The sequence below is a fragment of the Bordetella genomosp. 5 genome (assembly GCF_002261315.1).
Classification (GTDB): Bacteria; Pseudomonadota; Gammaproteobacteria; order Burkholderiales; family Burkholderiaceae_B; genus Bordetella.
The window spans coordinates 208,630-223,970 of the sequence record NZ_NEVP01000008.1; the positions used below are offsets into that span (position 1 = coordinate 208,630).

Below are 15,341 nucleotides of genomic sequence, written 5' to 3' on the forward strand. Positions count from 1 at the left end.
CCTGCGTCTGTCGGACCCACCCGGGAACGCGGCCCGGAACGGGCGCGATCGCGGCGCGTCAGAGGTTGGCTGTCTGGCGCCGCTCGGCCTCGAGGTACTCGCGCGACTGCATTTCCAGAATGCGCGACACCGTGCGATGGAACTCGTTGGCGAGCGCCCCCTCGGTGTAGATCTCTTCGCACGGGCACTCGGCCGACATGATGAGCTTGACCTTGTGGTCGTAGAACACGTCGATCAGCCACGTGAAGCGGCGCGCTTCGGACGCCTGTCGCGGTCCCATGCGGGGCACGCCCGACAGGATCACCGAATGGAATCGGTTGGCGAGCTCCAGATAATCATTCTGCGAGCGCGGACCGCCGCACAGCGTGGCGAAGTCGAACCAGACCACCGAGCCCGACAGGGCCACCGCGCGAATCTCGCGATGCTCGATGTGCAGCACCGGCTCCTGCGGCGGCGTGTCGGCCAGGCCGTCGAACGCTTCCTGCAACGCCGTCTGTGCGCGCTCGTCGAGCGGCGAGTGATACGCGTGCACCTGCTCGAGCGTGCGCAGGCGGTAATCCACGCCGGTGTCCACGTTCATGATATCCATGCGGCTCTTGATGAGCTCGATGGCGGGCAGGATGCGGTCACGGTGCAAGCCGTCGGGATACAGGGTCGAGGGCTCGTAGTTCGAGGTCATGATGAATGACGTGCCGTACTCGAACAGCTTGAGCAGCAGCCGGTACAGGATCATGGCATCGGCCACGTCCGACACATGGAACTCGTCGAAACAGATCAGGCGGTAGCGCTTGGCGACACGCTTGGCGACCTCGTCGAGCGGGTCCTGCATGCCCTTCACGTTTTCGAGTTCGCGGTGCACGCCGCGCATGAACTCGTGGAAGTGCAGACGCGTCTTGCGCACGACCGGCACGGTCGCGTAGAACGCATCCATCAGGAAGCTCTTGCCACGGCCCACGCCGCCCCAGAGATACACGCCACGCGGCACGTCGGGACGATTGAGCAGCTTCTTCAGCGCATTGGAGCGCATCGCCTTGAAGCGCAGCCAGTCGTCGTAATAGCGTTGCAGGCGCTCGATGGCGCGCTCCTGCGCCGCGTCGGGCTTGTAGCCGCGCTCGGCCAGGGCATGTTCGTAGTATTCGCGGACGTTCATGTCGCTGCAGGAGTCCTAAAAGCAAAAAAGGCGGATCGCGCGATCCGCCCAGATGTCGCCGCGGGCGCGGGCCCGCGACGCCGGGACGCGGCGGCCGGGGCCGCCCGCGTTCCGGACACGCATCAGAAGTTCAGCGTGCGCTTGTCGACGGCCAGCGCGGCTTCCTTCACGGCTTCCGACAGGGTCGGGTGCGCGTGGCAGATGCGGGCGATGTCTTCGGCGGCGCCACGGAATTCCATGATGGTCACGGCTTCGGCGATGAGCTCGGAAGCCATCGGGCCGATGATGTGCACGCCCAGGACCTCGTCGGTCTTGGCGTCGGCGATCACCTTGGCGAAGCCGGTGGTGTCACCGATGGCGCGCGCACGGCCGTTGGCCATGAACGGGAACGAACCGGCCTTGTACTCGCGGCCTTCGGCCTTGAGCTGCTGCTCGGTCTGACCCACCCAGGCGATCTCGGGCGAGGTGTAGATGACCCACGGCACGGTCGCGAAGTTGACGTGACCGTGCTGGCCGGCGATACGCTCGGCCACGGCAACGCCTTCTTCTTCGGCCTTGTGCGCCAGCATCGGGCCACGCACCACGTCGCCCACGGCCCACACGTTCGGCAGGTTGGTCTTGCAGTCGCCGTCGACGGCGATGAAGCCACGCTCGTCGAGCTTCAGGCCCACGGCGTCGGCATTCAGGCCGCCGGTGTACGGCACGCGGCCGATCGAGACGATCAGCTTGTCGACCACCAGCTTCTGCTCGCCACCCTTGGCGTCGGTGTAAGGCACGGTCACGCCCTTGGCGGTGGCCTTGATTTCGCCGATCTTCACGCCGGTCTGGATGTCCAGGCCCTGCTTGGTGAACGACTTCAGGGCTTCCTTGGCGACCTGCTGGTCGGCGGCCGCGAGGAACTCGGGCATCGCTTCCAGCACGGTCACTTCGGCACCCAGGCGGCGCCACACGCTGCCCATTTCGAGGCCGATCACGCCGGCGCCGATCACGCCCAGCTTCTTCGGCACGGCCGACAGATTCAGCGCGCCGTCGTTGGACAGCACGGTCTTTTCGTCGAACGGCACGCCCGGCAGTTCACGGGCCGACGAACCGGTCGCGACGATCACGTGCTTGGCAACGAGCTCTTCTTCGGTGGTGCCGGAGACCTTGATGGCCCAGCCGCCTTCGACCTGGCCGGTGAAAGCACCCTTGCCGTGGAAGAAGGTGACCTTGTTCTTCTTGAACAGGTACAGGATGCCGTCGTTGTTCTGCTTGACGACCTTGTTCTTGCGGCCGATCAGCGTGTCGAGCTTGAGCGTCACGCCCTTGACTTCAATGCCGTGCTCGGCGAAGTGGGTGTTGACCTCTTCGTAGTTTTCCGAGGACTGCAGCAGTGCCTTGGACGGGATGCAGCCGACGTTGGTGCAGGTGCCGCCAGGCGCCGGGGCGCCTTCGCCGTTCTGCCAGGCGTCGATGCAAGCCACGGTCTTGCCGAGCTGGGCAGCGCGGATGGCTGCGATGTAACCGCCGGGGCCGGCACCGATGACGACGACGTCGAATTGTTTGGACATAGTGTTCTCGCGATGAGTGAGGTTCAGGCAGGAGCCCTGTGCGGGACTCGTGCGGCGCGGGCGCATCGCAGCGCCCCTTTACGCCAGAGCGGGCGGCCGAGGATCAGCAGCCTGCGAAAAAACGGGCGAAACGGTCAGCGCCATTTCGCCCGTTGCTGTCGGATTACAGCTCCAGCAGCAGGCGCTGCGGATCTTCGAGCGCTTCCTTCATGGCAACCAGGCCCAGGACGGCTTCGCGGCCGTCGATGATGCGGTGGTCGTAGGACATGGCCAGGTAGTTGATCGGACGGATCACGATCTGGCCGTTCTCGACGACGGCGCGTTCCTTGGTGGCGTGCACGCCCAGGATGGCCGATTGCGGCGGGTTGATGATCGGGGTCGAGAGCATCGAACCGAACACACCACCGTTGGAGATCGAGAAGGTACCACCGGTCATTTCTTCGATGCCCAGCTTGCCATCGGCAGCGCGGCGGCCGAAGTCGGCGATGGTCTTTTCGATGTCGGCGATCGACATCTGGTCGGCGTTGCGCAGGATCGGCACCACCAGGCCACGCGGGCTGCCCACGGCGATGCCGATGTCGAAGTAGCCGTGGTAGATGATGTCCTTGCCGTCGACCGAGGCGTTCAGGAGGGGGTACTTCTTCAGGGCGGCAACGGCAGCCTTGACGAAGAACGACATGAAGCCGAGCTTCACGCCGTGTTCCTTCTCGAACTTCTCTTTGTACTTGTTGCGCAGATCGATCACGGCCTGCATGTTGACCTCGTTGAAGGTCGTCAGGATCGCGTTTTCTTGTTGCGACTGCAGCAGACGCTCGGCCACGCGGGCACGCAGGCGGCTCATCGGAACGCGTTGTTCCGGACGGCCGTCGAGCGAGAACGTGGCGGGCGCGGCCGGAGCGGCAGCGGCCTTGGCGGGCGCGGCGCCAGCCTGGGCGGCCAGGGCGTCGCCCTTGGTCACGCGGCCATCACGGCCCGAACCGGACACGCTGGCGGCGTCCACGCCCTTTTCGGCGAGGATCTTCGAAGCAGCAGGCGAAGCGACGCCGGCGGCGGCGTTGCTGGCCGGGGCGGCAGCGGGAGCGGCCGGAGCGGCAGCGGGCGCGGCGGCCGGGGCTTCGGCAGCGGCCGGAGCAGCGGCGGCGGCCTTGCCAGCCGTGTCGATCTTGGCGATCAGCTGACCCGAGGTGACGGTGCTGCCGTCACCGGCAACGATTTCCGCCAGCACGCCGGAAGCCGGCGCGGGCACTTCGAGAACCACCTTGTCGGTTTCGACTTCGATCAGGATTTCGTCGGCCTCGACCGCGGCGCCAGGCTGCTTCTTCCAGGTCAGCAGAGTGGCTTCCGAAACGGATTCGGACAGTTGAGGGACGACAACGTCGGTAATAGCCATGGTAATGAATTCCGTAAAGTTGGTGTTCTGAGTCGCTGGATTACTTGGTCAGCATGAAGCCCTTGTACTTCGCGGCGAAGGCCTGCTCGATGAGCGCCTTCTGCTGCTCCTGGTGCTTGGCCAGGTAGCCCACGGCCGGCGAGGCCGATGCGGGGCGACCGGCATACGCCAGCTTCTGGCCTTCGGCCATGTTTTCGTACAGGTGGTGCTGAACGTAGAACCATGCGCCCTGGTTCTGCGGTTCGTCCTGAACCCAGATCACTTCGGTCGCCTTCGGGTACTTGCGCAGTTCGGTCTCGAACGCCTTGTGGGCGAACGGGTACAGCTGCTCGACGCGGACGATCGCGACGTTGTCGGCTTCGCGTTCGCGGCGTGCGTTGACCAGGTCGTAGTAGACCTTGCCCGAGCATGCCAGCACGCGCTTGACCGAAGCGGCCTTGATCGAATCGTCGACTTCGCCGATGACCGGGCGGAAGCTGCCGCCGGCCAGGTCGGTGAGGGGCGAACCCGCGTCTTTGTTACGCAGCAGCGACTTGGGCGTGAAGATCACGAGCGGCTTGCGGAACTGGCGGATCATCTGACGGCGCAGCAGATGGAAGATCTGCGAAGCCGAGGTCGGCTGAACGACCTGGATGTTGTTGTCGGCGCACAGTTGCAGGAAGCGCTCGATACGGCCCGACGAGTGCTCCGGACCCTGGCCTTCGTAGCCGTGCGGCAGCATCAGCGTGAGACCCGACTGGCGGCCCCACTTGGCTTCGCCCGAGCTGATGAACTGGTCGATCACGACCTGCGCACCGTTGACGAAGTCACCGAACTGGGCTTCCCAGATCGTGAGCGTGTTGGGCTCGGCCGACGAGTAACCGTATTCGAACGCGAGCACGGCTTCTTCGGACAGCACCGAGTCGATCACCGTGAAAGGCGCCTGGCCTTCGGAGACGTTCTGCAGCGGAATGTAGGTACCGTCGTTCCAGCGCTCGCGGTTCTGGTCGTGCAGCACGGCGTGGCGGTGCGTGAACGTGCCACGGCCCGAATCCTGACCGGTGATGCGGATCGCGTAACCCGAAGCGACCAGCGTGGCGAAAGCCAGATGCTCGCCCATGCCCCAGTCGAGGTTTTGCTCGCCCTTGGCCATGTTGCGACGGTCGTTCAGCAGCTTGGCCACCAGCGGGTGCACCGTGAAGCCATCCGGCACGGACGTGATGCGTTCGCCGATGCGCTTGAGCTCGGCCAGCGGCACCGCGGTGTCGGCCTGGTCGGTCCACTTGGCGCCCATGAACGGGGACCAGTCGATCGCGTACTTGCTCTTGTAGTCGGTCAGCACGGGCTCGATCGTGCGCTGGCCGTCTTCCATCAGCTGGCGGTAATCCTTGACCATCTGATCGGCATCGCCTTCGGCCAGGACGCCCTGCGTCTGCAGCTTCTCGGCGTACAGCTTGCGCGTACCGCCGTGATGGCCGATGCGCTTGTACATCAGGGGCTGCGTGAGCGACGGGGTGTCTTGCTCGTTGTGGCCGAGCTTGCGGAAGCACACGATGTCGAGGACGACGTCGTGGCGGAATTCCATGCGGTAGTCGAGCGCGAGGCGGGTCGCGAACACGACGGCTTCGGGATCGTCGCCGTTGACGTGGAACACCGGCGCTTCGATCATCTTGACCACGTCGGTGCAATACAGCGTGGAGCGCGAGTCGCGCGGATCCGACGTCGTGAAGCCGATCTGGTTGTTGATGACGATGTGCAGCGTGCCGCCCGTACCGTAGCCGCGCGTCTGGGCCAGGTTGAGCGTTTCCATCACGACACCCTGGCCAGCGAAAGCCGCGTCACCGTGCACCAGCACGGGCAGCACTTGCTTGCCTTCGGCGTCGCCGCGGCGCTCCTGGCGGGCGCGGACGCTGCCCTCGACCACCGGGTTGACGATTTCGAGGTGGGAGGGGTTGAACGCCAGCGACAGGTGCACCGGACCGCCGCGGGTCGAGACGTCGCTCGAGAAGCCGTTGTGGTACTTCACGTCACCGTCGGTCAGGCCTTCGGCGTGCTTGCCTTCGAACTCGGCGAACAGGTCACCGGGCATCTTGCCCATGATGTTCACGAGCAGGTTCAGGCGGCCGCGGTGAGCCATGCCCACGACGATTTCCTGGACGCCGGATTCGCCGGCGTGGTTCACCACTTCGTCCATCGAGGCGATGAAGCTTTCACCGCCCTCGAGCGAGAAGCGCTTCTGGCCGACATACTTGGTGTGCAGGAAGCGCTCGAGACCTTCGGACTCGGTGAGCTGCTGCAGGATGTGGCGCTTTTCTTCGGGCGACCAGGTCGGTGCCGACAGCGTGCTTTCCAGGCGTTGCTGGATCCAGCGCTTGGCAGCCGGGTCGGAGATGTGCGAGAACTCGGCGCCGATCGAACGGCAATACGTGTCGCGCAGGGCCTTCAGGATGTCGCGCAGCGTCATGGTGCTGGCGGTCGTGAAGTAGGTATTCGTGGCCGAGTAGGTCTGGTCCAGATCGGCTTCGGTCAGTCCGTAGAAGGACGGATCGAGCTCGGGGATCGGCGGACGCTCCTGGCGCTTGAGGGGATCGAGATCGGCCCAGCGCGAACCCAGCGAACGGTAGGCGGCGATCAGCGATTGGACCGACACCTGCTTGCTGGCGACCGACAGATCGGGCTCGGCAGCGCGTTGCAGGAAAGCATTGGCGCGGGCACGTTGCGCAAACGATTCGACGACGGGCGCATGAGCCTGGTCACGCGTGGCTTCTTGGCCATCCGTGGCGGGTGCATGCTGCAGCTGGTCGAAATATTCGCGCCAGTTGTCCGCGACCGAGCCGGGATTGTCGAGATACTGTTCGTAGAGTTCTTCTACGTACGGCGCATTACCGCCGAACAGATAGGAGGTAGATAGGGATTCTGATTCCGTAGACATAATGTCGCTTCACCTTGACGAGTGCTTCACTCGCATACGATGCAGGAAAACCTTCCGCGACACGGGCTTCCCGTTTGGCGGATAGCAGGGGCAGAAGGCACGTACAAGCCTCGAAAGCCGTGTCGGCAGTATACCCCCTGAAGTTTGGGGGCGTCTTGCTGCAATCGCGTGACATGCGCCGAAGATCAAACATGGATGCATTCCTGGCAAGAATGCCTCGCGCTTCGCCGCGCATAACGGTGTCTACACGTCGCCATTATCGGCAATCGGTCGCGCCGGGGTCGGGTGGCCCGACCTCCGGCAAGTGTGTCCAGAATACGACGCAAATCAGGGTCGCGCCAAGACCCTGCGTCCAATCCACACCGCCACAAGGGCAAAAACGGCCAATCCGAGCCAGCGCGCGGGGCCTTCGAAGTCCGCGCCGACGAGCGCCAGCGGCGCGTCCTGGCCGCTGAACCCGATCACGCCGGCGAGCAGCACCCCGACGAGGCTCTCGCCCACGATCAGGCCCGACGCGATCAGCACGCCGCGCCGGTTCGGCGCGTCGGCATGGGCTTCGTAGGATTCGCCGGCGGCCGCGGCGCGCCGGCGCAGGCGCCGCGACAGCACCCACGCCAGAAGCGCACCCACCACGATGGGCGCGCTGGCGGTGGGCGGAAGATAGATGCCGATGCCGACCGCCAGCACCGGCAGCCGTGCAACGGCGCAGGTCGACTTCAACACCTGGTCCACGACGATCAACGCCGCGCCGATCGCCATGCCGATCAGAATCATGGTCCAGTTCAGATGGTGCGTGAAGATGCCCTGCGCGATGGCGAGCATCAGCGTAGCCTGCGGCGCGGCGAGCGCCTGATCGGGGTCCATGCCGGGGCGCGGCAAGGCATCGGCGAAGCCGTAGGCGTTGTAGAGCAGGTCCAGCACCGGCGAAATGACGGCGCCCCCCACCACGCAACCGATCAGCAACGCCACCTGCTGACGCCAGGGCGTGGCGCCCACGAGCCAGCCGGTCTTGAGGTCCTGCAGGTTGTCGTTCGAGATCGAGGCCACCGCCACGACCGCCGACGTGGTGAAGATCGCCAGCGCGATGCCCAGGCGCACGCCCTGTTCCGTGCCGAGCAGGCCCTCGCCGTCGTTGAGCATCACCATCAAGAGCGAGACCAGCACGATGGCCACGATCCCCACGCCGGAGATCGGGCTGGTCGAGGAGCCCACCAGCCCCGCCATATAGCCGCAGGCCGCCGCGACCAGGAACCCGAACACGAACGCGAACAGCACGGCGTAGGCCACCAGCACCCCGATGCGGCCGGGCGAGAGCGGCGCGCCGCTCATGAACGCGAGGAACGTGAATACCAATATGGCCAGCAGCACGAGCGAAATGCCGATGACCCACGACGCGGGCAGGTCGCGCTCGGTGCGCGGGGCATCGCCACGCGGGCGCCCGCCCTTGCCCACCATCGACATCGACGCGCGCACGCCGCGCACCATGGGCACGAACAGCGTGGCCAGGGTCCAGATGGCGCCCACCCCGATGACGCCCGCGCCGATGAAGCGGACCTGCGTGCTCCAGAGACCGGTCGCGTAGTCGGCTAGCGACACGTCCGCGGCACGCTCGCCCAGCGCCGTCAGGACCGGCACCGCGATGCCCCAGGCGATCACCAGCCCGGTCAGCATGGCCAGGCCGGCGACGATGCCGATCAGGTAGCCCGCGCCCAGCAGAGCCAGCGAGAAGCCCATCGGCAGACGCAGCACCGCTGCGCCGATTGCGAGAAAGCTGCTGGCGCCATCGGCGAGCAGGCGCAGGCCACCGGTCGCGAAGCTGACCACGGCCGCGATGCCGCCACCAAACAGGATGTCGGCCATGCCCGTGCCGCCCGGTCGTGGGGCGACGGGGGCCGTTCGGGCTGTGTCAGGGTGTACGGTGCCGGTGTGCACGGCGCCCGTCTGCACGGCGCCGGCATGCACCGCGCCCGTCTGCACGGCGCCGGTATGCACCGCGCCCTCCCCCTCCCGTTCCTGGGCTCGGGCGGCGCTGCCCACACGCAGGATCTCCGCGGCCGCCACGCCTTCCGGGTAAGGCAGGTTGCTCTGCACCACCATCACGTGGCGCAGCGGGATGGTGAACATCACGCCGAGCATGCCGCCGGCCGCGCAGATCGCCAGCGTCTGCCAGAACGGGAACGCGCTCCAATGACCCAGCATCACCAGCGCGGGCAGGATGAAAATGATGGACGACAACGTGCCGGCCGCGGAGGCCTGGGTCTGCACCATGTTGTTCTCGAGGATGTTCGCGCCTTTGAACATGCGCAACACCGACATGGAGATCACCGCCGCCGGAATGGCCGACGAGAACGTCAGGCCGACTTTCAAGCCGAGAAACACGTTCGAAGCCGTGAACACGATCGTGATCAGGGCACCGAGGATGACGCCGCGCAGCGTCAGCTCGGGCAGTGTCATGGCATCGGGCACCCGCAGGCCTGCGCTCATCGTCAACTCCGAAAATTCTAAAAGTGGCGCGAGTGTAGCGTCCACCACCTGGACATTTCCTGACAGCGCGCCCCGCGCCGCCGCCTCGGACCAACGCCCGATTTCGCCGATGTCCGGCAGATCGTGCTGCATAAATCCACCAGACAACGCGTTCATGCCGCCAGCATGGCCTACGGCCTATCGGCTTCGGTCACTTGTGCGTCTCAGGTGGCGCTAGCATGGGCGACACGCAGACCAAGACAAAAAGCATCGGAGACAACGCATGACACCGCCCCTGCCCGCCCCCGGCCATCAGCAAGCGCCCTTCCTGCGCGACGATACCGACCCCGAAGAGACCGCCGAGTGGCGCGATGCCCTCGACGCGCTCGCGCAAACCGAAGGCGCGCCGCGCGCGGCCTATGTGCTGGCGCGCCTGCTCGACCATGCGGCCAGTCTGGGGGTGCGGGCCGGCGGTCAGGTCAGCACCGCCTATCTCAATACGATCGCGGTAGCCGACGAGCCGCCTTTCCCGGGCGATCTCGGTCTCGAAGAACGGATTGCATCCATCAATCGCTGGAACGCGCTGGCGATGGTCGTGCGTGCCAACCAGGCGCACGGCGAGCTGGGCGGACACATCGCGAGTTACGCGTCGGCGGCCGATCTGTTCGAAGTCGGCTTCAACCACTTTTTCCGCGGACCCGACGCGCCGGGCGGCGCGGACCTCGTCTATATGCAGCCCCACTCGGCGCCCGGCATCTATGCCCGCGCCTATCTCGAAGGCCTGCTCGACGACGAGGATCTCGCGCTGTTCCGCCAGGAGATCACCGCACGCGCCGCCGGACGCCGCGGCCTGTCCTCGTATCCGCACCCCTGGCTGATGCCGGATTTCTGGCAGTTCCCCACGGGCTCGATGGGCATCGGTCCAATCAATGCGATCTATCAGGCGCGCTTCATGCGCTATCTCGAGCATCGCGGCCTCGCGCCCGAGTCACAGCGCAAGGTCTGGGGCATCTTCGGCGATGGCGAAATGGACGAGCCCGAATCCATTGCCGCGCTCACGCTGGCCGCGCGCGAGCGGCTCGACAATCTCGTGTTCGTCGTGAACTGCAACCTGCAGCGCCTCGATGGCCCGGTACGCGGCAACGGCCGCATCATCGACGAACTCGAAACGCTGTATGCCGGCGCGGGCTGGAACGTCATCAAGGTCGTGTGGGGCAGCGACTGGGACGCCCTCTTGCGCCGCGATGCGAGCGGCGCGCTGGCACACGCCTTCGCGCACACGGTCGATGGCCAGTTCCAGACCTTCGCGGCCAACGACGGCGCCTACAACCGCGAGCACTTCTTCGGCCAGGACCCCGCGCTCGCGGCGCTGGTGGCCGACTGGCCCGACGAGGCGATCGACCGCCTGCGCCGTGGCGGCCACGACATGACGAAGATCCACGCGGCGTATGCCCGCGCGGTGGCGCATCGCGGCCAGCCCACGGTGATCCTGGCGCAGACGAAAAAAGGCTTCGGCATGGGCGCCGCGGGCCAGGGCAAGATGACCACCCATCAGCAGAAAAAACTCGACGACGACGCGCTGCTGGCGTTTCGCGATCGCTTCGCGCTGCCGCTCTCCGACGCCGACTGCCTCGCGCTGCGTTTCTATCGGCCCTCGTCGGACAGTGCCGAGATGCGCCACCTGCAGGCGCGGCGCGCCGCGCTCGGTGGCCACCTGCCGCGCCGCCGGGCGCAGGCCCAGCCGCTGGCGGCGCCGCCGGTCACTCAGTGGGCCGGCTTCGCGCTCGCGCCCGACGGCAAGGAGATGTCGAGCACGATGGCGCTGGTGCGCATGCTGACGCAGCTGCTGAAAGACCCGGCGCTGGGCCCCCGCATCGTGCCGATCGTGGCGGACGAGGCGCGCACCTTCGGCATGGCCAATCTGTTCCGCCAGATCGGCATCTATTCGGCGCAGGGGCAACTCTACGAGCCCGAGGACATCGGCTCGGTCCTGTCGTATCGCGAGGCGCGCGACGGCCAGATCCTCGAAGAAGGGATCACCGAGGCCGGCGCGATCTCGTCGTGGACGGCGGCCGGCACCAGCTACTCGGTGCACGGCCTGCCGATGCTGCCGTTCTATATCTATTACTCGATGTTCGGCTTCCAGCGCATCGGCGACCTGATCTGGGCGGCCGCGGATCAGCGCACCCGCGGCTTTCTGATCGGCGCGACCTCGGGCCGCACGACGCTCGGCGGCGAAGGTCTGCAGCACCAGGACGGCTCCAGCCATCTGATCGCCGCCACCGTGCCCAACTGCCGCGCCTACGATCCGGCGCAGGCCTACGAGGCCGCGCTGATCGTCGAGGAAGGCATGCGCCGCATGCTGACCGAGGACCACGACGAGTTCTATTACCTGACGGTCACCAACGAGAATCTGCCCCAGCCCGACCTGCCCGATGCCAGCGTGGCGCCGGACTGCCGCACGGGCGTGCTGCGCGGCATGCATCGCGTACGTACCTGCGATGCCCCCCGCGTGCGGCTGCTCGCGGCGGGCCCGGCGTTGGCGGAGGCCCTGCGGGCGGCCGAGACCTTGCAGAGCGAACACGCGGTGCCTTGCGAGGTCTGGAGCGTCACGAGCTACAGCGAGCTCGCGCGCGATGCCCGCCGCGTCGAGCGCGCCCGCGTCCTCGGTCTGAATCATGAGCCATCGTGGCTCGCGCACTGCCTGGGCCAGGACGGCCCGCCGGTGCTGGCGGCTAGCGATTACGTCTGCGCGGTGCCCGATCAGATCCGCGCCCATGTGAGCGCGCCCATGCGCAGCCTGGGCACCGACGGTTTCGGCCGTAGCGACACGCGGGCCCGCCTGCGCGACTTCTTCGAGGTGAGCGCGGCGTGGATGGTGCTGCACGCGCTCGATCTGGCGTGTGCGCGGGCCACCGATGCCGAGGCCGCGCGGCTGCAGGAGGCCATCGCGCGGCAACGCGCTGCGCTCGACGCCGCCGGGCGCGACGCGCCGCCCTGGCTGCGCTGAGGCGGAGGCGGCACTTTCGCTGCGCTGCAACAAGAACGCAGCGCCGCGTTCTGTGTTGAAATACTGGGCTGTTCCAGGCCGCATGCGGTTTTGCGGGCGTGTGTCCCACGCCCGCCGCGGCCGACAACGCGCAGCGATATTCCCGATTTCGCCGTTCCTCACGCTTTCCAGTTAGCGCCAAAAAGGCTGTACCTCATGGACGAAACCCTCTCCAAGCGGGCGTTGGATTACCACGCCTATCCCACCCCGGGCAAAATCTCCGTCACCCCCACCAAGACGCTGGCCAACCAGGACGACCTGTCGCTGGCCTACTCGCCCGGCGTGGCCGCGGCGTGCATGGCGATCTTCGACCAGGGCAATGACGCCGCCTCGATGTACACCTCGCGCTCCAACCTGGTGGGCGTGATCACGAACGGCACCGCGGTGCTCGGCCTGGGCAACATCGGCCCGCTGGCCGCCAAGCCCGTGATGGAAGGCAAGGGCTGCCTGTTCAAGAAATTCGCCGGCATCGATGTGTTCGACATCGAGCTGGCCGAAAACGACCCCGACAAGCTGGTCGAGATCATCGCGGCGCTCGAGCCCACGCTGGGCGGCGTCAACCTTGAAGACATCAAGGCGCCCGAGTGCTTCTACATCGAGAAGAAGCTGCGCGAGCGCATGAAGATCCCCGTCTTCCACGATGACCAGCACGGCACCGCCATCATCTCGGCCGCCGCCATCCTCAACGGCCTGAAGGTCGTGGGCAAAGCGATGGGCGACGTGAAGCTGGCTTGCTCCGGCGCCGGCGCCGCCGCCATCGCGTGCCTGGATCTGCTGGTCGACCTGGGCATCAAGCGCGAAAACATGTACGTGGTGGACTCCCGTGGCGTGATCTGGGAAGGCCGCGACGAAAACATGGAGCCCAACAAGCGCCGCTACGCGCAGAAGACCGACGCGCGCACGCTGGCCGACGTGGTCAACGGCGCCGACGTATTCCTGGGTTGCTCGACCGCGGGCGTGCTCACCGGCGACATGGTCAAGACCATGGCCGTCAAGCCGCTGATCCTGGCCCTGGCCAATCCCGAGCCGGAAATCCGCCCCGAGATCGCCAAGGCCGCCCGCCCCGACTGCATCATCGCGACCGGCCGTTCGGACTACCCGAACCAGGTCAACAACGTGCTGTGCTTCCCGTTCATCTTCCGCGGCGCGCTGGATGCCGGCGCCAGCCGCATCACCGAAGAGATGAAGCTCGCCTGCGTGAAGGCGATCGCCGAGCTGGCCCAGGCCGAGCAGAACGACGAAGTGGCGCGCGCCTACGCGGGCGAAGAGCTGTCGTTCGGCCCCGACTACATCATTCCGAAGCCGTTCGATCCGCGCCTCATCGTGCAGATCGCGCCGGCCGTGGCCCAGGCCGCCGCCGCGTCGGGCGTCGCGGCTCGCCCGATCGAAGACATCGAAGCCTACCGCCGCAAGCTGATGGGCTTCGTGTACCACTCGGGCCAGCTGATGCTGCCGCTCTTCCAGGAAGCCCAGAAGGCGCCCAAGCGCGTCGTCTACGCCGACGGTGAAGACGAGCGCGTGCTGCGTGCCGTGCAGGTCGTGGTCGACGAGAAGCTCGCCTTCCCGATCCTGGTGGGCCGTCCCGCCGTGATCGAGATGCGCGTGCAGAAGTTCGGCCTGCGTCTGGTCGCCGGTCAGAACATCGAGATCGTGGATCCCGAAGACGACGCGCGCTTCAACGAAACGTGGCAGGGCTATTACGAGCTGCGCGGCCGCGAGGGCGTGACGCCGGCCATCGCCAAGGCGATGATCCGCAAGCACAACACGCTGATCGGTGCGATGCTGCTGCGCCGTGGCGATGCCGACGCGCTGCTGTGCGGCGTGGCCAGCAAGTACGACAATCAGCTGAAGTACATCGACGAAGTCATCGGCAAGAAGCCCGGCCAGACCTATGCCGCGCTCAACGTGCTGATGCTGCCGAACCAGACGCTGTTCGTCGCCGACACCCACGTCAACGAAAACCCCAGCGCCGAACAGATCGCCGACATCACGATCCAGGCTGGCGAAGAAATGATGCGCTTTGGCGTGGTCCCCAAGATCGCGCTGCTGTCGCACTCCAACTTCGGCAGCCGCCCGACCGAGTCGTCGCGCAAGATGGCGCATGCGCGCCGCCTGGTGTCCGACCGCGCGCCTCACCTCGAAGTCGATGGTGAGATGCACGCCGACGCCGCGCTGTCCGAATCGATCCGCACGCAGGCCTACCCCGACAGCTCGCTCAAGGGCCGCGCCAACCTGCTGGTCATGCCGAATCTGGACACCGGCAACATCACCTACAACATGCTCAAAATGACGGGCAGCAACGGTGTGGCCATGGGCCCCATCCTGCTGGGCGCCGCCCGTCCGGTGCACATCCTGACGACCAGCGCCACCGTGCGCCGCATCGTCAACATGACGGCCCTGGCCGTCGTGGACGCGCAGCAGGAAGCCACGCAAGGCTGATCGCACGCGCATCGAGGCAAGAGGGCATCCCGCGAGGGATGCCCTTTTTTCTTGGTCTCGCTGCCGACCGGGGAGGTCTGAACGGATCTCGAGGAAGCGGCACGCCGGATTGCCGCACCTCCGCGAGAATGCAAGGAAGCGCCCTCCCCCGGAAACAGGCAGGCCTCCCCAACATCAGGGAGGCCTGCGTGCCTTCGGCTACTTGCCCAGCGGGATCGCCACGTTCAGGTTGAGCGAGTAGTCGCCGCGACCCGACTTGCCGGCGTAGTCCTGGCTGATGCGGATCTGCGACTTGCCCGGACCCTGCATCTCGTAGCCCAGACCGAAGCGCGTCACCACCTTGCCCGGCTGTGCCCCGTTCACCGCGAAGGACGTGCCTGCGGCGTCCT

General features: G+C 66.4%; 8 protein-coding genes. 2 read left to right on the forward strand and 6 right to left on the reverse strand.

The features are described 5' to 3' along the window. Window positions 1-58 precede the first annotated feature (58 nt). The 5 genes from zapE to CAL25_RS14505 form a co-directional block, all read right to left on the reverse strand. Window positions 59-1,150, reverse strand: coding sequence for a cell division protein ZapE (gene zapE / locus CAL25_RS14485; RefSeq protein WP_094801153.1), 1,092 nt, complete (start codon window positions 1,148-1,150; stop codon window positions 59-61). A gap of 122 nt (window positions 1,151-1,272) precedes the next feature. Then, window positions 1,273-2,700, reverse strand: coding sequence for a dihydrolipoyl dehydrogenase (gene lpdA / locus CAL25_RS14490; RefSeq protein ID WP_094801155.1), 1,428 nt, complete (start codon window positions 2,698-2,700; stop codon window positions 1,273-1,275). Between the two features lie 163 nt (window positions 2,701-2,863). Continuing rightward, window positions 2,864-4,090, reverse strand: a complete 1,227-nt coding sequence (gene odhB / locus CAL25_RS14495) for a 2-oxoglutarate dehydrogenase complex dihydrolipoyllysine-residue succinyltransferase (RefSeq protein ID WP_094801157.1) — start codon at window positions 4,088-4,090, stop codon at window positions 2,864-2,866. A gap of 40 nt (window positions 4,091-4,130) precedes the next feature. Then, complete coding sequence (locus tag CAL25_RS14500; RefSeq protein ID WP_094801159.1) at window positions 4,131-7,001, reverse strand: 2-oxoglutarate dehydrogenase E1 component; 2,871 nt, start codon at window positions 6,999-7,001, stop codon at window positions 4,131-4,133. Window positions 7,002-7,328: 327 nt separating this feature from the next. After that, entirely contained in the window at window positions 7,329-9,485 is a 2,157-nt protein-coding gene (locus CAL25_RS14505) for an OPT family oligopeptide transporter (protein ID WP_094801161.1), read from the reverse strand. A gap of 262 nt (window positions 9,486-9,747) precedes the next feature. On the opposite strand from CAL25_RS14505, the gene mdeB reads away from it, so the two are divergent. After that, a complete protein-coding gene (gene mdeB, locus CAL25_RS14510) occupies window positions 9,748-12,474 on the forward strand; it encodes an alpha-ketoglutarate dehydrogenase (RefSeq protein ID WP_094801163.1) in 2,727 nt (908 codons plus the stop codon). 195 nt (window positions 12,475-12,669) lie between these two features. Then, entirely contained in the window at window positions 12,670-14,952 is a 2,283-nt protein-coding gene (locus CAL25_RS14515; RefSeq protein ID WP_094801165.1) for an NADP-dependent malic enzyme, read from the forward strand. Between the two features lie 198 nt (window positions 14,953-15,150). Here CAL25_RS14515 and CAL25_RS24250 read toward each other — a convergent pair. Continuing rightward, the coding region (locus tag CAL25_RS24250) for a hypothetical protein (protein WP_170948500.1) at window positions 15,151-15,341 on the reverse strand (191 nt) is incomplete at its 5' end.

Coding starts and splice junctions, on each gene's coding strand:
- odhB (WP_094801157.1), bottom strand. CDS start 4,090: ATGGCTATTACCGACGTTGTCGTCCCTCAACTGTCCGAATCCGTTTCG.
- CAL25_RS14500 (WP_094801159.1), bottom strand. CDS start 7,001: ATGTCTACGGAATCAGAATCCCTATCTACCTCCTATCTGTTCGGCGGT.
- CAL25_RS14515 (WP_094801165.1), top strand. CDS start 12,670: ATGGACGAAACCCTCTCCAAGCGGGCGTTGGATTACCACGCCTATCCC.
- mdeB (WP_094801163.1), top strand. CDS start 9,748: ATGACACCGCCCCTGCCCGCCCCCGGCCATCAGCAAGCGCCCTTCCTG.
- zapE (WP_094801153.1), bottom strand. CDS start 1,150: ATGAACGTCCGCGAATACTACGAACATGCCCTGGCCGAGCGCGGCTAC.
- CAL25_RS14505 (WP_094801161.1), bottom strand. CDS start 9,485: ATGAGCGCAGGCCTGCGGGTGCCCGATGCCATGACACTGCCCGAGCTG.
- lpdA (WP_094801155.1), bottom strand. CDS start 2,700: ATGTCCAAACAATTCGACGTCGTCGTCATCGGTGCCGGCCCCGGCGGT.